We start from the raw sequence: 20,486 nt of genomic DNA, 5'->3' as shown, positions 1-20,486 counted from the left end.
ACTACTAAATCTATAGGTTATACACTAATTTATAGATTTACTTAATGTTAATCAGTATAAAGATATGTTAAACAATTAAAGTGCAGAAATCATGTCAATTTATTTTCAATATCCAGCAATAGATGAATATCCCAGCTTGAATTATAAAGTTAAGATTGATGTGGTCAAAAAAAATCAAATTATGAAGATAAGCTAAATCAGCAGCAGACTGTAGAATTAAAAGATTTTTTAGCGTTAAAACCTGTTTAAATTATATGGTCAGTTGACCGATTGGGAGGTTGAAATTTCGTAAACTTTTGCATAATGTTTCGAATCCATTACTAACCGCTACGTGTACTCATAGCACCAATTCCTGATTCTGCTCAATCAGGAAGATTTCTTATCTTAATATTTGTTTTGTTGTTAGCAAGGGCTATCCGCGATGGGTAGCCTTAACTTTTATGTATATAGATTAAATAACTAAAGCGTATTTTTTTCAAAAAAATCAAAACATTTTATTTAGTTAACGGTTATCTACTCATAATTCACATTATACTAATCTTTTACAGATTAATTTGTTTGGTTTAAAAAAGGGATTTATGGATATAAATCCCTTTTCTTTTATGGAAAAATTTTAAATCATATATTAGCCAAATCAACAAACTACCTTTACCTAGATGAACAGAAAACACTTCCTTTCTTCATTTATTGCGGCTGCAACAATACTTCCTGTTTTTAAAACTTTGGCAAAACCGATAGAGAATGAAAGTTCATCGTTTAAAATTCCTCCATATCTAAAGCAAGGTGATGCGATTGGTATTACAAGTCCGGCGGGATACATTACCCTTGAACAAATTCAGCCATCGGTTTTGCAAATGCAAAGCTGGGGCTTCAATATTAAAATTGGTGAAACCATTGGCAAACGAGATTTTACCTACGGCGGAACGGATGAAGAGCGATTAATTGATTTTCAAAAAATGCTTGATGACCATAATATTAAAGCAATTATGTGTGCTCGCGGTGGCTATGGTTTTGTTAGGATAATTGATAAGCTGGATTTTTCATCATTAAAGAAAACCCCAAAATGGATTATTGGTTTTAGCGATATTACCGTTTTTCATTGTCATTTGGCCAAAAATTATGGTATTGCCTCTATCCATTCTAAAATGTGTAATAGTTTTCCTGATGATTGGGAAAAAGCTGAACCCATTCAAATAGAAACCATTTTATCTATAAAAAATGCACTTATCGGTGAACAAATGTTTTACACTGCTCCTATCAATCCGAACAACAGATTGGGGAAAGTTGATGGCGTTTTAGTGGGTGGAAATTTAAGTATCATCGAAACATTAGCCGGAAGCGATTCTGATTTAGATACCAAAAACAAAATTCTCTTTATAGAGGATACTGGAGAATATCTTTACAGTATTGATAGGATGTTTTGGAATTTAAAGCGTTGTGGTAAACTTAAAAACTTAAAAGGTTTAATTATCGGTGGTTTCAAAGTTAAGCCAGATGATGTTGGTGAAGAATTCGGTAAAACTATTTATGATATCGTTCTGGAAAAAGTTAAAGAATATAACTATCCTATTGCTTTCGATTTTCCTGTTGGCCATCAACGTAATAACTTTGCTTTAAAGTGCGGCGTAAAACATGTTTTGGATGTAAATGAAACTGTCTCGACACTTCGAAGTCTTTAACATTTCACCGTATCGTTACTTTAAGCCATTATCGAGATAAACGATACTAAACAGTTTTTACTTCGTCCTCATTATAATCTTTAATATCAGTTATGTAACCATTTATCAAAAGAAAATCAAATAGTGGTTTCGCTTCTGGAGTAATTGGCATATTCGAAGTTGTAATCACTTCATTTGTTTTTTTATCTAAAAAAGGGTAAGCAAACAATCGAACGTTTGTATTAAACATGTCGTTTACATAACTCAATAACTGGCCTGAATAGTTTTCACCTTTGAAGTTTGTAGAATTAAATACAAATTTTAGGTTATTGATGTTTGTTGCCAAGCCAACACTTTTAGGTTTACATCGGGCTAAATATTTGGCCAAACGGTTGTGACGTGTGAAATTAGATACAATCACAATATTGCCTGTATCGCACATTTCTTGAGTACGTTTCGCAACAGATTCTAAATCAATATCATCAGGTGTTTCTTGTTCATCAGTTAAAACATTTGTTAATAAAACCTCAATCATTACGGCAAGATTACCATCTTCTACTTTATTGGTACGTTTAAATTGGTCGGTTGCTTTATTAAATAAATTAAAGTTAGGCAATGATTTCTGGCCATATTTAGTTCTCAAAATCATGATATCCTTTTTATATAGCAAATCTTTTGCCTGGCGAGGATGTGCATCTGAATCGAAGATTGCAGCTGCCGAGAAATCTTTCATAATCATATAAAGATTAAGTAAGATGTTATCAACTTCAGTAAAAGCAGGACCTTTAACAGAGATTAAATCAATTTCTACAGAACCAATGGTTAAATTATCCGCTAAAGATTCGACCATTAATTTTGGATCTTGATAATGATAAAAAGCTGCATAAAGCAGGTTTACACCAATAATGCCCAAAACACGTTGCTGCATATTTACATCAGTATCTAGCAGGCGAACATGGAAAAATATTTCGTTAGGTAAACCTCTAGGCTCATCCTGGAAACGAATACCAACCCAACCATGAGGTTCATTTGTACGTTTGTAATTAAGCGTAGTAACGGTATCAGCAAAAGCAAAAAAAGTTTGGCTATCATATTTTGCAGCGGATAGACGCTCATTAAGTAAGCCAAACTCATGGTCGAGCATTTGCAAGAGCCTGTTTTGAGAAACATAACGGCCGGTAGATTCAGCACCGTAAATGGCATCGCTAAAAGTCATATCATAAGCCGACATGGTTTTGGCCACGGTTCCAGATGCTGCACCAGCGTTGAAAAAATTTCGGGAAACTTCTTGCCCTGCCCCAATTTCAGCGAAAGTTCCATAAATCCTCGGATCAAGATTTATTTTAAGTGCTTTACGTTTAGTATCTAGAATTTCTCTTGCCATCATGCCTCAAAAGTACAAAAATGGTTCATTAGTTCAATTGTAAATTAGTTCACTGGTTATTTATTAGATACTTGAGAAGTTCATGTAAAAAATAAGGTTAGCATTATCCAATGCTAACCTCGTAAAACCTAAACTTAAACTATTATGAAAACCCTCTTACGAGAATATTTTTATCACGATACTACAATTTCTTTGTGTTGTAATTTAACATCGTCTTTTTTGCTGATATTGATACTTAAAATACCATCTTTATATTCAGCGGTAATTTTATCACCATCAGCTTTATCAGGTAAATTAAACGATCTTGCAAATGAGCTATAGTCGAATTCTTTACGTGTAAAATCTTTAGCTACTTGGGTTTCATCTTTCTTAACTTCTGCCCAAACAGAAAGAGTCTCTTTTTTTAAGTTGATTTGAAAATCTTCTTTCTTTAAACCTGGCGCAGCTAACTCAATAATATAAGAAGTTTCCTTTTCGTGAATATTTACGTTTGGCGATTTATCAACCATTTTATTTTTAGTTACTGCATCGCTAAACAATGAATCAAAAACATTGTTAAAGTAAGGAGCTGTGTTGCGGGTTCTGTTGTTAAAATTTACAAGTGTCATATCTCTAATTTTTATTTTTTTAATTTGATATTAACCATTATTCAACTTACATACCAAACCAAATATTTATGATTTTCAAGACATTATGGCAAATTATTTCCAAATCAAAAGACAAGTTGACAGATATTCGGGAATTTTCAGATAAATTCAACTATAAAACGAATATTCATTTGCGTTTTATTGATTTCGACATGATGGGTCACGTTAATAATTCGGTATATTTTACCTACTTAGAAATCGCCAGAACGAAATATTGGGAAGAGATTGTAAAATGGGACTGGGAGAAAACAGGAATTGTAATCGCGCATGCAGAATTAGATTACATTTTACCTATCGTGATGAATGATAAAATTGCCGTTCATGTAAAAACTTCAAGAATCGGAAATACAAGCTTTGATTTGGAATATCAAATTGTAAAAATTAAAGGGACAGAAGAGTTAATCTGTAGCAAGGGCAAAACGATTTGTATAGCTGTTGATTATACTACAAGCAAACCAACAGCTATACCAGATGCAGAAAAGCAAAAGATGTTAGGCTTTGAAGCAATACCCCCAACACACTAAAGGGGCTTTGCCTTTCCAAAGGTCTTTCTATGAGCCACTAAAAACCACATTTATTTCTTTGAATCGCTTTTCCACTTTGCCTTTAACTCTCCCTTTAGGGGGTTTGGGGGTTCGGCATTATCTTCCCAGGGTTTAAAATCCCATTTGGGTCAAAAACATTTTTGATTCCTCGCATTAAATTTAAATGTATTTCGGAGTATTTAATTGGCATAAACTCTTTTTGTACCAAGCCAATTCCATGTTCACCGGATAAAGTTCCACCCAAAGCAGTTGTTAATTCGAAAATTTCAGCGATACCAAATTTGAGTTTATCCTTCCAATCTCCATCACTCATACCAGCCTTAACAATGTTAACATGCAAATTTCCATCACCTGCATGGCCATAACAAACACTTTCAAAGCCATATTTAGATCCTATTTCTTTAATTCCGTTGATTAATTTCGGTAAAGCTGCACGAGGTACAACGGTATCTTCTTCCTTATAAACAGAATTTGCTTTTACCGATTCAGCCATCGTTCTACGCATCCGCCATAGTTCTTCCTTTTGCGATGCGGTATCAGCGAATAAAACCTCCGTGCAATTGTGCTCTTCTAAAACGATATTAGTTTTTTCGCAGTTTTTGAATATGTCATCTAAATCATCTCCATCAAATTCAATCATTAACAATGCGGCAACATCATCCTTTAAATCAAACTTGATGTCATCGAATTTAATTACCCACTCCACTCCTTTCCGTTCCATAAACTCTAATGCAGATGGTGTTACACCTGCCCTAAAAATAGCCGAAACTGCAGCACAGGCATCCTCATTTGAACTGAAAGAACCCATCATTAAAACTGATTGACTTGGTTTAGGCAAAAGTTTAGTTACGATTTTTGTTACCACAGCCAAAGTTCCCTCCGAACCAATCATTAACTGTGTTAAATTATATCCTGAGGCATATTTTAATGTATTAGCACCCGTCCAAATGATATCTCCGTTAGGTAAAACAACTTCGAGATTTAAAATATACTCACGGATTGTTCCGTATTTTACAACTCTTGGCCCGCCAGAACCATGAGCAACATTACCACCAAGAAAACAAGAACCTTTACTACTTGGATCTACTGGATAAAGCAGTCCTTTTTCGCCAACCGCATTAATAAATTCTTCGGTAATTACACCGGGTTCAACTGTTGCCTGCAAGTTTTCTGTATCAATATCAAGTATCGATTTAAATTTTTCCATCGATAAAGAAACCCCACCATAGATCGGTAAAGCAGCACCGCTTAAACCTGTTCCTCCACCGCGTGGCGTTACTGGTACATGATGTGCATTACAAATTTTAAGTAATGTAGAAACATCTTTAGGAGATGTCGGTTTAACCACAACTTCTGGCTGATAACGCAAATCTTCCGTTTCGTCGTGACTGTAATTATCTAAACTTTCAGCATCGGTAAATACTTTTTCCTCGCCTATAGCTGATTTAATTTCTGCTAAAATTTCCGAATTTATTTTGGTAAAGTTCATTTCTATTTCGCTGATGTGTAAGATAATTGAACAAAAGAATGCCCGATTTGTCCTGGCATTGGTGGATTTAATTTTTTTATACTGACATTAACAGTTTCTACAAAAGGATATAGCTCAATAACTTTGGTAATCATATTATTCAAAACGGTTTCCAAAAGCTTTTGGGTATTTTTCATTTCTTCTTGAATAATCTTATTCAAATCTTCGTAATTTACCGTTTGAGCAAGTTCATCATCAAAACCATGAGGTGAAAATTCAGTTATTAAATCGATAATAAAATGATTTCCAATAAGTTGCTCTTCAGGATAATAACCATGCAAAGCAAAGCATTTTACATCTTTTAAAGCTACTGTTTGTTTAAATTTACCCATGTATAATTTGTGTGGTGTAAAATTATATTTTTATTCATGAATATCATGCCCCTTGCCGTAAATTGTTACCTTTGAAATTGAACGGATTTCTTAACCAGATAATACGAAATTACATGAGCAAATCAGTAAAAAAAGACCTGTACGAGGCACCAGACTACTATTTATTGGATGAATTGTTAACGGATGAACATAAACTTATACGTTCTTCAGCACGCGAATGGGTAAAAAAAGAAGTGAGTCCGATTATTGAAGATTATGCACAAAAAGCAGAATTTCCAAAACATTTAATAAAAGGATTAGCTGATATTGGTGCCTTCGGACCAACGATTCCGGTAGAATATGGTGGAGCAGGTTTAGATTATACAGCTTACGGTATTTTAATGCAAGAAATTGAACGTGGCGATTCTGGCATTCGTTCTACTGCATCGGTTCAAGGTTCTTTGGTTATGTATCCTATTTACGCTTATGGAAGTGAAGAACAACGTAAAAAATATTTACCAAAATTAGCCAGTGGTGAAATGATGGGCTGTTTCGGTTTAACCGAGCCAGACCATGGCTCTAACCCAGGTGGAATGGTTACAAATATAAAAGATGCTGGCTCGCATTATATTTTAAATGGTGCTAAAATGTGGATTAGCAATGCTCCTTTTGCAGATATAGCGGTGGTTTGGGCGAAAGATGAATCTGGTAAAATAAGAGGAATGATAGTTGAACGCGGGATGGATGGTTTCTCTACACCTGAAACACATAACAAATGGAGCTTAAGAGCATCAGCTACAGGAGAACTGGTTTTTGATAATGTAAAAATTCCTGAAGAAAATATTTTGCCTAACGTTACCGGTTTAAAAGGTCCTTTAGGTTGTTTAAACCAGGCTCGTTACGGAATTGCCTGGGGTGCTTTAGGTGCTGCAATGGATTGTTATGATACTGCGCTTCGTTACTCTAAAGAACGAGTTCAGTTTGGAAAACCTATTGGAGGATTTCAATTGCAGCAGAAAAAGCTAGCCGAAATGGTTACTGAAATTACTAAGGGTCAGCTTTTGGCTTGGCGTTTGGGTGTGCTAAAAAGTGAAAATCGTGCGACTGCAGAGCAAATTTCTATGGCTAAAAGAAATAGTGTTGAAATTGCATTAGATATCGCCAGAAATGCCCGCCAAATGTTAGGCGGAATGGGAATTACTGGCGAATATTCCATTATGCGTCACATGATGAATCTGGAATCAGTAGTAACTTATGAGGGAACTCACGATATTCATTTACTGATTACAGGCATGGATGTGACGGGATTAAATGCATTTAAATAAGAGCAGGATTAAAAGGATTTAAAGATTTTCTAGATAAGAATTGAAATTAGAGGATTAAAAAGTTTAACAAATTTCTATTCTGAAAGGAAATATATAAGAATAAAATCAATGCAGGATTGTCAACTTGCTTTTTGAGTTAATATATAAAAATTAAAGATTCAATAAATAATATAAATTTTCTTAATTTGAGTTCTAGAAACTATCACCTTAAAAATTCTTAAATCCTTTTAATCCTGTTCCCTATTGTTGTATTTTTCATTCCATTAATTTATTTAAAAATGGATATTGAAGATTTGACCTATAGAATAAATGGTTGTGCAATGAGAGTGCATAACATTTTAGGAAATGGTTTTCAAGAGGTTATTTATCAACGTTGCCTAGCCATTGAGTTAGAGAAAGCTGGAATAAAATTCAGACGAGAGGTTGAACAAGAGATTTTTTATGATGGTTTAATTGTTGGAAAACGAAGAGCTGATTTTGTTGTTGAAGAATTATTAACGGTAGAACTTAAAGCTTGTATAAATTTAGAAAATAACCACTTAGCACAAGCAAAAAATTATGTTGTTGCTTATAATTTCAATATTGGATTATTGATTAATTTTGGGGCAACAAGTTTACAATTTAAAAAGATTTACAACCCTATAATTAATAAATATAGAACAGGATTGAACAAGATTTGAGGATTTAAATGACAAGGCGATAAATCCTTAAATATTAACAATCATATTCATTAAGGAATTATAAAAGCACATTTACACTTGATTTGATTTATTGAACTATCATTTTGAAAATCTTTAAATATTAAAAATCATATTCATTAACGAATTATAAAAGCACATTTACACTTGATTTGATTTATTGAACTATCATTTTGAAAATCTTTAAATATTAAAAATCATATTCATTAACGAATTATAAAAGCACATTTACTCTCGAATTGATTTTTTGAACTATCATCTTGAAAATCTTTAAATCCTTAAAAATCCTGATAAAGAATGGACTACAAAAAATACACATACATACCAGCAACACCTGAAGAAGTTTATTTAGCACTTACAAAAGATATCAGCATTAAACTTTGGACTGGTACTGAAGTAGAATTTGAAGAGAAATCAGATACTGAGTTTTCTTTTTGGGATGGTGATATCGTTGGTAAAAACATAGCGTTTGAAACCAATAAAAAAATTGTGCAGCAATGGTATTTTGGCGAAGATGGCGAACCATCTATAGTAACAATTAAACTTCATGCTGATAAAGCTGGTACTTCTTTAGAGTTTAAGCAAACCAACATCCCTGAGGAAGATTATAAAGAATTTACTGAAGGAATTGAAGAGTATTTTATTGGTGGATTGGTTGATTTTTTTGACGAATAAAACATTAACTTCTTACAACTGTTTAGATTTTAATCAATAAATAAAATCATGAATAAGACTGTAGGACTAATATTAATTCTTATTGGAATCGCAATGCTGGTTTGGACTGGCTTCACATACACGCGAAAAGAAAAAATTGTAGATGCTGGTCCGATACAAATCTCTGCAGACAGAGAAAAATCAGTTAATTGGCCGCCTTATGCTGGTGGGATAATTTTAGTAGCTGGCGTTTTTGTGTTTGTAGCATCGAAAAGAAAATAAAGACGATGTCATTTCGAGCTTGTCGAAGAACTTTAAAGCATTTCGACAAGCTCAATTTGACACATCTCTAAATCTCGTTACTATAAACAGATCTTATTGCATCTCTCAAATTATATTTTGATGCCATAACTTCGCCATAAGCACCTGCACTACGAATGGCAAAAATATCTCCTCTGAACGATTCCGGTTGCTCAACTTCTTTTCCAAAGCAATCAGTGCTTTCGCAAATTGGACCAACAATATCATATTTTATAATTTCGGATATTGGATTTACTGTTTTTGATTGAGTTAAGTTTTCTATCTTGTGGTATGCCTGGTATAACGCCGGGCGCATTAATTCTGTCATTCCTGCATCCAAAACAACAAAATTCTTCTTCTTACCATTTTTGATATACAAAGCTCTGGTAATTAGTGACGCTGATTGACCAACAAGCGCTCGTCCAAGTTCAAAATGAACTTCCTGACCAGCCTTAACTTCTAAAAATTCATTAAATATTTTAAAATAAGATTTAAAGTCAGGTATTTGATTATCAGGATTATAATAATCGATACCTAAACCGCCACCAACGTTTAAAACTTCTAAAGTAAAGCCTTTATCTTCAAACCATTTCGCAAATTCGTTTACGCGAACACAAAGATTTTTATATACATCGAGGTTGGTAATTTGCGAACCGATGTGAAAATGAATCCCAATGAATTTTAAGTTCTTAGATACCTTTAAAGTTTCCGCACATTCTGGTAAATCCCAGGAATTGATACCAAATTTATTCTCATCCAAACCTGTGGTGATGTTGTGGTGGGTATGCGCATCAACATTTGGGTTAATACGAATGGCTACCTGGGCAGTTTTACCTTTTGCAGCAGCAAGTTCATTTAACACTTCCAGTTCCTGAATGGATTCTACATTAAAACAGAAAATATCTAAATCTAAAGCTTCGTTTATTTCTTTATCTGATTTGCCTACACCAGCAAAAACGATTTTTTTATGGTCAAAACCAACTTCTGCTGCTCTTCTTACTTCACCTGAACTTACACAATCTGCGCCAAAACCAATTTCTTTAATTTGACTCAATAAAACCGAATTGAAATTCGCTTTCATTGCATAGTGGATGTGAAATTGATAGGTAGCGGCAGCCTCTGCACAAGTGCTTAACGTTTTTTGAAGCAACTCTGTATCGTAATAATAAAAAGGTGTTTCTATATTATTAAACTTTGATATATCTTTATCGGCGAACATGTTCAAATTTCTTATTATAATTTTAATTTTATTCTTTGGGCTAATTTATATAGGTAATTACCTTGATTTAAAACATGGAAGAATTACCCAAAAACAATATAATGGAAAAATTAGATTCTTTCTGGTTTTACTCCTGATTGTATTATTCCTTTTATTTATTAAAAAATGAAGATAGTAGCTTCCATTTTTATCGTTTTCGTTATTTGTTTGGGTTTATTCAATTCTTACAAGAAATACAAAAACGGATTACTGCCGGCAAGTTTTTTGGCTTTTCATTTCCTTATCGGATTATTAGTAGTAACCGGTACCTTTTATCTTCTATTCGAATAACCTATTGTGCAGACTCCTTAAAGCTTCTGTTTTATATTCACTTAAAATCAAAAGCGAAACATTATAATTACTTCCTCCGTAAGAAATCATACGAATTGGAATGTGCTTTAATCCTTCCAAGACCCTACTGGCAAAGCCATGTTTTTCTGAACCAAAATCACCAACTACACAAACAATACTGTGGTTAGTATCTACTTCAACCGTTCCGAAACTTTCTAATTCTTCTATAATTTTCGGAAGATTTCCAATTTCGTCTATTGTTAAGGAAACCGCAACCTCCGATGTAGTAATCATATCTATTGGCGTTTTATAACGTTCAAAAACCTCGAATACACGACGTAAGAAACCATAAGCTAGTAACATACGGCTAGACTGAATGCGGATTGCCGTAATACCATCTTTAGCGGCGATAGATTTAATTTTACCTTTTTCGCTATCGTGGGCAATTAAAGTTCCGGCAGCCGATGGCTCCATGGTATTTAATAAACGAACTGGGATTTTATATTTCTGTGCTGGAAAAACCGATTGCGGATGCAAAATTTTTGCTCCGAAGTACGCCAACTCAGCTGCCTCATCGAAAGATAATTGTGCAATTGGTTTGGTTCCCTTTACAATTCGGGGGTCGTTATTGTGCATTCCATCAATATCTGTCCAGATTTGAACTTCTTCTGCTAAAATTGCAGCACCTAATAAGGAGGCAGTATAATCACTTCCACCACGACGTAAATTATCTACTTCGCCAAAACTATTGCGACAAATAAATCCTTGGGTAATGAAAAGTTTATTACCCTTATTTGCCTCCAATAAAGGCGTTAAATTTTTGGTTGTAAATGGAATATCAGGCTCATTATCCTCGTCTGTTTTCATAAAATCTAAAGCTGGTAATAAAACAGACTCTACACCAATTGATTTTAGATAGATATGATATAAGGTGGTTGATAATAATTCGCCCTGAGCCAAAACAACTTTTTCCTCAATCGAAGTAAAAATATCGTTGGTAATCACTGCTAAAAAGCTGAAGTGATAATCAATAACTTCATTTCCCATTTCCTGAAAATCAGGCGCTGGCAAAAGTTCAATTACAAAATCCTTATATTTTTGATATAAATTCTCAACACATTCGCTTCCCTTTTTCTTATCTCCGGCCAAAAAATAATTTGAAATTTCTACTAAACTATTTGTAGTACCAGACACGGCTGATAAAACTACAATCTGTTCTTCATTTGGATTAATAATATCCAACAACTTCGTCATGCGCTCGGGACTACCTACAGAAGTACCCCCAAATTTTAATATTTTCATTTAGTCTTATTGATTTTTATCGGTAATGCAACTATCATAGTTTTTATCAAAGAAAAAAATTATAATGGTTTCATTTATATACTGGAATATGTAATTTTCTTTATTATTGTATCGGGGCGTGAAAATAAGCAAAAGCAGCTTAAAAGCAACATCCTCAACAAAATAAAATTTGGATGAATTGAAATTAATTGATTCTAACCAAACTTCATCCTCATAAATTTGTTCAACACCAGATATTAAATTAAAAATAAAGCTAAATGCAATCAATTGACCAATCGACCCAGGCCACAATTAATCAGTGGCTAAGCGGAAATTACGACGAAAAAACGAAGTCAGAAATCCAGGCTCTTGTAGATAAAGACGCCATTACAGAACTTATAGATGCTTTTTATAGAAGCTTAGAGTTTGGCACAGGTGGTTTACGCGGTATTATGGGTGCGGGTTCTAATCGGATTAATAAATACACGATAGGAACGGCAACTCAAGGTTTAGCGAACTATTTGAACAACAAATATCCAGGTGAAAAAATTAGTGTTGCCATAGCACATGATAGTAGAAACAATTCAGATTACTTCGCAAAAATTACAGCAGATGTTTTCTCCGCAAACGGTATCCATGTTTACTTCTTCGAGGCCTTAAGACCAACACCTGAATTATCTTTTGCAGTTCGTCATTTTGGCTGCAGAAGTGGTGTAATGTTAACAGCATCGCATAATCCAAAGGAATATAATGGTTATAAAGCTTATGGTGCAGATGGCGGTCAGTTTACTTCTCCTGATGATAAATTGGTTATCGATGAGGTAAATAAAATCAAAAGCATTGATGAAGTGAAGTTTGATAGAGTTGCTGCAAATGTTGAATTAATAGGCGAGGCCATAGATAAGCTCTACTTAGACGGTATTACAGCACTTTCAATTTCTCCTGATGCAATAAAAAGACAACACGATTTAAAAATTGTATACTCTCCTATCCACGGAACAGGGATTACTTTAGTGCCAAAAGCACTTAAGCAATTTGGTTTTACCAACGTAACGGTTGTTGAAGAACAAAGCGAGCCAGATGGTAATTTTCCAACAGTGGTTTATCCTAATCCAGAGGAAAAAGAAGCATTGACTTTAGCCATGAATAAAGCAAAAGAAATTGATGCTGATTTAGTTTTAGCAACTGACCCTGATGCCGACCGTGTTGGTATTGCAGTTAAAGATAACGATGGCGAGTGGGTTTTACTTAATGGTAACCAAACCGGTAGTTTATTGATTAATTATCTTTTAACAGCTTGGCAAGAAAGTGGTAAACTTGATGGTAAAGAATATGTGGTATCTACTATTGTAACTACAAGTTTAATTAAAGCAATTTGCGATGCTAAAAACGTAGAATACTTTAATACTTTAACAGGTTTCAAGTGGATTGGACAGGTGATTACCAATTTACAAGGTAAAAAAACTTTTATTGCTGGTGGTGAAGAGAGTTACGGTTACTTAATTGGTGATTTAGTTCGCGACAAGGACGCTGTCGTATCTGCTGCTTTCATTTCTGAAATGACGGCTTATTACAAAGATAAAGGAGCGAGTTTGTACAATGCAATGCTGGATATGTATGTAGAATACGGTTTGTATAAAGAGGATTTAGTTTCGTTAACCAAAAAAGGAAAAACGGGTGCTGAAGAAATTAAAGCCATGATGGAGAAGTTTAGAAACAATCCGCCAGTATCTTTAGGTGGTTCTAAGGTTTCGATATTAAAGGATTACGAACTGGGCAAGGAAACTGATTTAGCAAGTGGAAAAGTAACTAAATTAGATTATCCGGCATCGGATGTGTTGCAATTTATTACTGAAGATGGAAGTATCGTTTCTGCCCGTCCGAGTGGTACAGAGCCAAAAATCAAATTTTATTGCAGCGTAAATGCACCATTGGCTGATAGAGCAGATTTTGCTAAAGTAAATGGAGAACTTGGTGATAAGATTAAGGCGGTAATGGCCGATTTGCAGGCTTAGGTTTTTAAATTGCAAATTTATTGATAGCACAGATGAAGAATTTCATCTGTGTTTTTTTTTATTTATAGCTATCATTATTCATTTAATATTTCCTTGCCTCAACCGTTATCTTTTATTACTTTTGCAGCAAATACTATGTTCAAGAGATTAATTATATACATACTGGTTTTGTTCACCTTATCTCAAGGTGCGATGCAATTGGTGCTGTTTTCTGGTTATCAAATGAACAAAGAATATATTACCAGTGTTTTCTGTATTAATAAGGCACATCCTGAATTACATTGCGACGGTCAATGTTTTCTAGCAAAAAAGCTTAAAGATTTAGAAGGTAAGAACAAACAAATTCAAGATAACTTAAAAAGAATTGTTGAGGCTGAACCTATTTTCTTGAATATCAATATAGTTAGCCTTATCCCTTCTTTTGAAATAAAATCAGAAATTGGTTTTATACAAAAGCCACTTACTTCATTACATTTTTCTATTTTTCAACCGCCAAAATTGGTTTAGTAATTTCTTTTTATTCCTTATCCGAAACCTCGGCTTTAGGGAAATTTAAATTCAATTTATTTTTTATTGCTGTGCACTTTTAAGCGTGTACTGTCAATAATATTACTATTCAAATATTTAAAACGGTTTGGGCTATGGCTTACGCGTTTTCAAGCTGCCATGGCCTGGAAAAATACAAAAATCAAAATGAAAAAATTTTTAACAATCTTATCATTAGCTACAATTTTATTTACATCATGCTCTAAAGATGATGATTTAATCGCAACAACTGATGGAGCTGGACAAACAACTTTAACATTCGATGCAACTTTCAATGGTAGCGACTTTGCCCTAAATAAGGATTTCGCACTCGGTACAAAAACCTTCAATTTTAATAAATTCAGATATTGGGTAAGTAACTTAATATTGGTTAACGCTGCCGGTGAAGAAGTAAAAGTTCAAGGTTCATATTATTTAATAGAAGAAACCGGTGCCATCAATTTAGTTGGTGTAAATAACGAAGTTTCTACTACCATTTATCCTGCTACAAAAAGAGAAGATGTTTCATTAAAAGAAATTCCTGCCGGAGATTATAAGGCCATTAAGTTTGGAGTTGGTGTAGACCAAAAATACAATGATAACTTAAGTCTTCAATCTGGAGAATTATCGCAATTAAACGGAATGACAAATGTTTCGTGGATGTGGTTAACCAGTTACATTTTTACCTCTGCTACCGGAACGGTTAAAGAAGGGTCTACCAGCAAGAGTTTGAAAGTAGAAACGGGACTAAATGCAAACTACAAGACAGTTTCTTTAAACTTCCCTCAAGCTGTAAAAATCGGGTCTTCAAAATCAAGTAGCATCATTTTAAATGTAGATGTTGCAAAAGCATTTGATGGTATTGATGTAATTGCAACACCAACTGTAGGTGCATCGCAGGCTAGCGTGATGACAGCTGTTGCAAACAACTACGCTACTAAAGTTTTTACTGTAAAATCTGCTAATTAATCATGTACAAAGGCAATAATGCTTTTCTGCAATTATCAGCCTGTATCCTTTTTGCATGCGTTTTAACTGCATGCAAAAAGGATAATATTGTGGATGAAATTATTCCAAAGCTTACTAGTGTAAAACTTAAAGCAGGGTCTAACTTTCCAGCAATTGATAATGATATTGACAATCCGCTTACTGCAGAAGGTATTGAACTTGGCCGACTTTTATTTTATGATACCAGGCTTTCGGGAAACAACAAGATATCTTGCGCATCGTGCCACAGACAAGACATTGCCTTTACCGATGCAGTTGCTTTAACCAACATTGGTGCCTCTGGAAAGAAATTAGAAAGGCATACACCAGCGCTGTTTAATTTAGCCTGGGCTAAAAACGGACTATTTTGGGATGGTGGTTCTACAAATCTAGAATCTCAGGCATTTGGACCATTAACTAGTGCCGACGAAATGCACCAAAACCTTGTGGAGTTGGAAACAGAGTTGAAACAGGTTCCGAACTATGTAACCAGATTTAAAGCAGTTTTTAATGAAGAAGTTAAATCTGCAAACATCGTGAAAGCCCTTGCCCAATTTCAAAGAACACTCATATCCGATGGCTCAAAATACGACCAGTACGTTAGAAAGGAAAATAATGTCTCCTTATTAGATGTAGAAATATCGGGGATGAATTTAGTAAAAGCAAAATGTGGCTCATGCCATGTTGGAGAACTTTTTACTGATGATTTATTCCGCAACAATGGGATTGACGATACTTATCCTGATGATTTAGAAGGGATTTATCAGGGCAGATTTAGAGTAACCTTCAACCTAGCTGATTTAGGAAAGTTTAAAACGCCTTCGTTGAGAAATGTAATGCTTACTGCCCCGTATATGCACGATGGCAGATTTAAAACCATTGATGATGTACTTGAACATTATAATTCGGGTATAAAAATTTCTGCAACACTGGATAAAAGTCTTTATCAAAATAATGGAAATGTAGGCATTCCAATTTCTGCGACAGAGAAAATAGCCATCAAAGCATTTTTATCTGCATTAACTGATAACTCGTTTATCAGCAACAAAAAATTTAGTAATCCTAATTAATTTATCATGAAAAACTTAAGCATAAGAATTACGTTACTCGCATTTTGCTCTATTTTATTACTTGCATCCTGTTCTAAAGAAGATAGTCCAGCACCAGAATTTGCAGAAACAAATCTGGCGCCCTTTTCTGTAGAATTTGATAATATAGTTGGCGATAGAACCCTGAGTTTTAACAATACTACAACCCCTTATGTTAACGCTAAAGGAGAATCCTTTTCGATTTCAATGCTACAATATTTCATTAGCAACATTAAGGTAGCTACCGCAGATGGAAAGGAATATGCGGTAAAGCAAGATTCCAGTTATTTCTTAATCCAATCTTCTGACAAGTCTACTCGATTTGCAAAAGTTCGTGTTCCTGAAGGTGATTACACCAGACTTACTTTTACCCTGGGCGTTGACAGTTTGCGCAGCACCATGGGAATAGACAAGCGGACGGGTGTTTTAGACCCTGCAGCAAATGGCGGGCATGATAGCGGTGGCATGTATTGGGGCTGGAATTCAGGTTATATCTTTTTTAGATTTGAAGGAAATTCGAATGTAATTTCTGACGATGTAAACGGCGACCCGACTGGCAAAAAGCAATTCAAATACCACATTGGCGGTTTTGGTGGTTACTCCGCTCCTACTATTAATAATATAAAAACGATTACGGTTGATTTAACGAAAGCTGGAATTGCTAAAGTTAGAAAAGACAGGCAAAGCAATGTTCATTTATTTATGGATGCAATGAAAGTATTTAATGGCACTAATAGCTTTAAAATAGCCGAGCATCCGAATGTAATGTTTAGCGATTACAGCGTAAACATTGCCAAGAATTTAACCGAAATGTTTAGACATGACCATACTGAAAATTAATAAAGATGAACAAGCGACACTGGATAATTATTCTCTCCATTAGTATTTTCATTTTTGCATGTAAAAAAAGTGAAATTATTCAGGAGAAAATAGAAACATTTTTAGGTTTTCAGAAACCTGCTAATTTCCCGGAACCAGTTTATAATTTTACTGCAAATCCGGTAACAAAATCGGTTTTTGAGCTAGGTAGAACACTCTTTTACGAAGCCAGATTATCAAGAAATAACACCGTTAGCTGCGGCTCTTGTCATATTCAATCTTCAGCATTTACACAACATGGGCATGATGTAAGTCACGGTATTGATGATAGATTAGGCACAAGAAACTCTCCCCCGATAATGAATTTAGCATGGAATAAGGCCTTTATGTGGGGTGGTGGTGTATATGATTTGGATTTACAGCCTATTGTACCCATTACCACTCACGAAGAAATGGATGAGAATTTAGATAATGTGCTCAATAAACTTAGGGCTTTACCAAAATACACCGCTTTATTTAAATCCGCCTTTGGTAGCGAAGATATTACTACAAGTCGTTTTATGAAGGCCTTATCACAATTCATGGTGATGTGTGTTAGTAGCAATTCTAAGTACGATAAGGTAATGAGGAAAGAAGACAATGCCTCTTTTACCCAAACGGAGTTGGATGGTTACAATATATTTAAGGAAAAATGCTCGTCGTGCCACAAAGAACCTTTGTTTACAGATGGTTCATTTAGAAATAATGGTTTATCGCTGAGTCCGGTTAAAGACCAGGGTTTATACCTGGCTACGCTTCTGGCATCCGACAGGTACAAATTCAAAGTTCCATCATTACGAAACTTAAATTACACCGCACCATTTATGCACGATGGGAGATTTTTAACCATAGGAGCCGTTTTAGAGCACTATAGCGGTCAGGTTCAAAACTTAGAAAACCTCGACCCTATTTTAAATCAAAACGGTAAGCTTGGCATTAATTTAACCGAGACAGATAAAACAAAGCTACTCGCCTTTCTGGCTACTTTAAACGATGAATCTTTCATTAACAACAGACTATTAGCCGAACAATAATTCACATAAAAAAAATGAAATTTAAAATTATATTAAGCTTATTTATTCTGATGTGTTCATTTAGTGCCATTGCCTGCGACATTTGTGGTTGCGGTGTTGGCAGTTACTACATTGGCATATTACCTGAATACAACAAGCGTTTTTTAGGATTACGATACCAATACAAAACTTTGCAAACCCACTTAGGTCCGCAAGGACAAATTACCCCGATTACAGCGAATGAAACTTATCAAAGTACTGAAGTTTGGGGTGGTTGGAATATTGGCAGCAAATTTAGAGTACTTGCATTTGTACCTTACAACTTTAATAAGCGGAGTACACAAGATAATACCGGCACAAAACAAGGGTTGGGAGATGTCGCTGTTATGGGTTATTATAATTTATTTAACCATAGTGGTACACTGGGCGAAAAACTTCTGGTTCAGTCACTATGGATTGGCGCAGGTATTAAAATGCCTACAGGTAAATATGAGCCAACAGAACGCTTAGCGATTTCTGAATCACCGAACAACTTTCAGCTCGGAACAGCAAGTACAGATTTTACAATTAATGCAGCTTATGATGTTCGGCTGAACGATTTGGGGATTAACGCAAATTTGAATTATAAAATTAATACCGAAAATAAGTTTCAATACCGTTATGGAAACAAGTTTACAGCAAACCTACTAGCGTATTACAAATTTAGAATTGCAAATACTGTTACCGTTGCACCCAATGCGGGCATGTTGTATGAAACGGCTGAAAAAGATGTAGAAAGTAAAAAATACTCTGTTGACGTATCGGGCGGTTATTCTTTATCTGCTGTTGCTGGTGTTGAGGTTGCGATGAAAGGTTTATCTTTTGGTGCCAATTATCAAAACGTACGTGCTCAAGATTTGGCTGGTGGTAGAGCTTATGCAGGTAATCGGCTGATGCTGCACGTATCTTTACCTTTTTAAAATATTAAATTAACAAGATGAAAAACTTAAAAAAACACTGGTATTACTTAATAATAAGCATAGTATTCTTTGCAGGTTGCAAAACTGAGCCAGATGCACAAGCTGTTCGCAAAGAAGTGCTAAACATCCATGATAAGGTAATGGTTGATGGCGAAAAAGTGATTAAGAATAAAATGAAATTAGATACACTTCTTATTTCAGAAAAGGCTAAATCATCACCAGACACGACAAAAATCAGCCAGTTGATTGAAAAATTAAACAAAGCAGATGAAAATATGATGGATTGGATGCATTTTTTCAAAGATGATTTCAAAGGTAAAAATGAGCAGGAAACTCTTAATTATTATAAAACACAAATGATAAAAATAAGAGAAGTTGAAGATGAATACATTAAAGTTACCCGGACTTCAGATTCTTTGCTTAAATCTTATCAGGTTGTTCCTATTCAATCAAGTTTAGATAATCCTCGTAACCACTAATATTATGAAAAAATTAAGCATTATGATTACACTTTGCACCATTGTTCTTTACATCGCATCCTTTAATGCAAAAGCCAGCGATAACACCATGAAAAATATAGTTACAGACACCGTGCAAACAGTGCATATAGACCCTGTTTGTAAAATGAAGGTTAAAACAACTAATGCGAAAAATGTGGTGTACAACAAAACAACTTACTATTTTTGTGCAGAAAGTTGCAAGCAAAAATTCGTTGCAAAACCGTCAAATTATATCAAAAAGTAGCGCATGAAAACATTAATTATGTCATTCTTACTTGTTGTCGGTATTAATATTCATTCATTTTCTCAGGATGTTTTCAACCAATGGCCAAAATTAAATGCATTTCATGAAATCATGTCCGAGACATTTCACGCAAGCGAAACGGGTAATTTAAAACCGTTGAAGCAAAAAAGTGGAGCATTAGTGAAAACAGCAAATGAGCTGAAGAAATCCAAGATTCCATTGGCTTATAACAGTCCGCAGATTCGAAATTCGATTAATAAACTAAACATTGAAATCACAGAATTAAATCAGCTCGTTAAAAATAAAGCTGCTGATGAGAAACTAATTAAAAAAATTAGCGAGTTACATAATGTATTCCATGAAGTAGTTGGTTTATGTAAAGGAAAACCACAAAAATAACCTTAAATATTAAGTCGC

23 protein-coding genes are annotated in these 20,486 nt (G+C 34.4%); 17 read left to right on the top strand and 6 right to left on the bottom strand.

Going from position 1 to position 20,486, the window contains the following annotated elements; genetic code table 11:
• The first annotated feature begins 656 nt into the window (after positions 1-656).
• Complete coding sequence (locus tag IEV50_RS10680; RefSeq protein ID WP_188413989.1) at positions 657-1,679, top strand: S66 peptidase family protein; 1,023 nt, start codon at positions 657-659, stop codon at positions 1,677-1,679.
• A gap of 46 nt (positions 1,680-1,725) precedes the next feature.
• Here the strand turns inward: IEV50_RS10680 and IEV50_RS10675 are convergent, their stop codons facing one another.
• The gene (locus IEV50_RS10675) at positions 1,726-3,042 is read right to left on the bottom strand and encodes a nicotinamide mononucleotide adenylyltransferase (protein ID WP_188414408.1); all 1,317 of its coding nucleotides are present in this window, start codon (positions 3,040-3,042) and stop codon (positions 1,726-1,728) included.
• A gap of 173 nt (positions 3,043-3,215) precedes the next feature.
• Positions 3,216-3,650, bottom strand: coding sequence for an Hsp20/alpha crystallin family protein (locus tag IEV50_RS10670; protein WP_188413987.1), 435 nt, complete (start codon positions 3,648-3,650; stop codon positions 3,216-3,218).
• A gap of 68 nt (positions 3,651-3,718) precedes the next feature.
• Between IEV50_RS10670 and IEV50_RS10665 the strand changes: the two genes are divergently transcribed.
• Complete coding sequence (locus IEV50_RS10665) at positions 3,719-4,213, top strand: acyl-CoA thioesterase (RefSeq protein WP_188413985.1); 495 nt, start codon at positions 3,719-3,721, stop codon at positions 4,211-4,213.
• A 94-nt stretch (positions 4,214-4,307) separates the two neighbouring features.
• Here the strand turns inward: IEV50_RS10665 and IEV50_RS10660 are convergent, their stop codons facing one another.
• Both IEV50_RS10660 and folB read right to left on the bottom strand, forming a co-directional pair.
• Positions 4,308-5,723 carry an FAD-binding oxidoreductase gene (locus IEV50_RS10660; protein WP_188413983.1) on the bottom strand — a complete coding sequence of 472 codons (1,416 nt, stop codon included), beginning with the start codon at positions 5,721-5,723 and terminating at the stop codon, positions 4,308-4,310.
• 2 nt (positions 5,724-5,725) lie between these two features.
• Positions 5,726-6,094 carry a dihydroneopterin aldolase gene (gene folB / locus IEV50_RS10655; protein WP_188413981.1) on the bottom strand — a complete coding sequence of 123 codons (369 nt, stop codon included), beginning with the start codon at positions 6,092-6,094 and terminating at the stop codon, positions 5,726-5,728.
• Positions 6,095-6,207: 113 nt separating this feature from the next.
• On the opposite strand from folB, the gene IEV50_RS10650 reads away from it, so the two are divergent.
• From IEV50_RS10650 to IEV50_RS10635, 4 genes are all read left to right on the top strand, one after another.
• Complete coding sequence (locus tag IEV50_RS10650) at positions 6,208-7,398, top strand: acyl-CoA dehydrogenase family protein (protein ID WP_188413979.1); 1,191 nt, start codon at positions 6,208-6,210, stop codon at positions 7,396-7,398.
• Between the two features lie 278 nt (positions 7,399-7,676).
• Positions 7,677-8,078 (top strand): GxxExxY protein, encoded by a 402-nt coding sequence (locus IEV50_RS10645; RefSeq protein ID WP_188413976.1) that lies wholly within the window; start codon positions 7,677-7,679, stop codon positions 8,076-8,078.
• A gap of 315 nt (positions 8,079-8,393) precedes the next feature.
• Positions 8,394-8,771 carry an SRPBCC domain-containing protein gene (locus IEV50_RS10640; protein WP_188413975.1) on the top strand — a complete coding sequence of 126 codons (378 nt, stop codon included), beginning with the start codon at positions 8,394-8,396 and terminating at the stop codon, positions 8,769-8,771.
• A 48-nt stretch (positions 8,772-8,819) separates the two neighbouring features.
• The gene (locus tag IEV50_RS10635; RefSeq protein WP_188413968.1) at positions 8,820-9,032 is read left to right on the top strand and encodes a hypothetical protein; all 213 of its coding nucleotides are present in this window, start codon (positions 8,820-8,822) and stop codon (positions 9,030-9,032) included.
• Positions 9,033-9,099: 67 nt separating this feature from the next.
• On the opposite strand, the gene lysA is transcribed toward IEV50_RS10635, so the two are convergent.
• Positions 9,100-10,269, bottom strand: coding sequence for a diaminopimelate decarboxylase (lysA, locus tag IEV50_RS10630; RefSeq protein WP_188413965.1), 1,170 nt, complete (start codon positions 10,267-10,269; stop codon positions 9,100-9,102).
• Between the two features lie 165 nt (positions 10,270-10,434).
• Between lysA and IEV50_RS10625 the strand changes: the two genes are divergently transcribed.
• Positions 10,435-10,599 carry a hypothetical protein gene (locus IEV50_RS10625; protein ID WP_188413963.1) on the top strand — a complete coding sequence of 55 codons (165 nt, stop codon included), beginning with the start codon at positions 10,435-10,437 and terminating at the stop codon, positions 10,597-10,599.
• On the opposite strand, the gene IEV50_RS10620 is transcribed toward IEV50_RS10625, so the two are convergent.
• Complete coding sequence (locus IEV50_RS10620; RefSeq protein WP_188413961.1) at positions 10,588-11,901, bottom strand: aspartate kinase; 1,314 nt, start codon at positions 11,899-11,901, stop codon at positions 10,588-10,590. The two genes, IEV50_RS10625 and IEV50_RS10620, sit on opposite strands and share 12 nt — an antisense overlap.
• 257 nt (positions 11,902-12,158) lie before the next feature.
• Between IEV50_RS10620 and IEV50_RS10615 the strand changes: the two genes are divergently transcribed.
• The 10 genes from IEV50_RS10615 to IEV50_RS10570 all read left to right on the top strand — a co-directional run bounded on the left by IEV50_RS10615 (position 12,159) and on the right by IEV50_RS10570 (position 20,468).
• The gene (locus IEV50_RS10615; protein WP_188413959.1) at positions 12,159-13,895 is read left to right on the top strand and encodes a phospho-sugar mutase; all 1,737 of its coding nucleotides are present in this window, start codon (positions 12,159-12,161) and stop codon (positions 13,893-13,895) included.
• Between the two features lie 135 nt (positions 13,896-14,030).
• Positions 14,031-14,402 carry a hypothetical protein gene (locus IEV50_RS10610; RefSeq protein WP_188413957.1) on the top strand — a complete coding sequence of 124 codons (372 nt, stop codon included), beginning with the start codon at positions 14,031-14,033 and terminating at the stop codon, positions 14,400-14,402.
• Positions 14,403-14,588: 186 nt separating this feature from the next.
• On the top strand, positions 14,589-15,389 hold the full coding sequence (locus IEV50_RS10605) for an MbnP family protein (RefSeq protein ID WP_188413956.1): 801 nt from the start codon (positions 14,589-14,591) through the stop codon (positions 15,387-15,389).
• 2 nt (positions 15,390-15,391) lie between these two features.
• A complete protein-coding gene (locus IEV50_RS10600; RefSeq protein WP_188413954.1) occupies positions 15,392-16,477 on the top strand; it encodes a cytochrome-c peroxidase in 1,086 nt (361 codons plus the stop codon).
• 6 nt (positions 16,478-16,483) lie between these two features.
• The gene (locus IEV50_RS10595) at positions 16,484-17,335 is read left to right on the top strand and encodes an MbnP family protein (RefSeq protein ID WP_188413952.1); all 852 of its coding nucleotides are present in this window, start codon (positions 16,484-16,486) and stop codon (positions 17,333-17,335) included.
• A 5-nt stretch (positions 17,336-17,340) separates the two neighbouring features.
• Positions 17,341-18,387, top strand: a complete 1,047-nt coding sequence (locus tag IEV50_RS10590; RefSeq protein WP_188413950.1) for a cytochrome-c peroxidase — start codon at positions 17,341-17,343, stop codon at positions 18,385-18,387.
• 14 nt (positions 18,388-18,401) lie between these two features.
• Positions 18,402-19,325, top strand: coding sequence for a transporter (locus IEV50_RS10585; RefSeq protein WP_188413948.1), 924 nt, complete (start codon positions 18,402-18,404; stop codon positions 19,323-19,325).
• A 17-nt stretch (positions 19,326-19,342) separates the two neighbouring features.
• The gene (locus IEV50_RS10580) at positions 19,343-19,804 is read left to right on the top strand and encodes a hypothetical protein (protein ID WP_188413946.1); all 462 of its coding nucleotides are present in this window, start codon (positions 19,343-19,345) and stop codon (positions 19,802-19,804) included.
• 4 nt (positions 19,805-19,808) lie between these two features.
• Complete coding sequence (locus tag IEV50_RS10575; RefSeq protein ID WP_229746701.1) at positions 19,809-20,069, top strand: YHS domain-containing protein; 261 nt, start codon at positions 19,809-19,811, stop codon at positions 20,067-20,069.
• Between the two features lie 3 nt (positions 20,070-20,072).
• Positions 20,073-20,468 (top strand): hypothetical protein, encoded by a 396-nt coding sequence (locus IEV50_RS10570; protein WP_188413944.1) that lies wholly within the window; start codon positions 20,073-20,075, stop codon positions 20,466-20,468.
• The last annotated feature ends 18 nt before the right edge of the window (positions 20,469-20,486 follow it).

Origin of the sequence: Pedobacter mendelii, from assembly GCF_014635725.1 — a bacterium.
Taxonomy (GTDB): Bacteria; Bacteroidota; Bacteroidia; order Sphingobacteriales; family Sphingobacteriaceae; genus Pedobacter; species Pedobacter mendelii.
The sequence above is the reverse complement of the archived record's forward strand: the minus strand, read 5'-3'. Positions and strand labels throughout refer to the sequence as shown.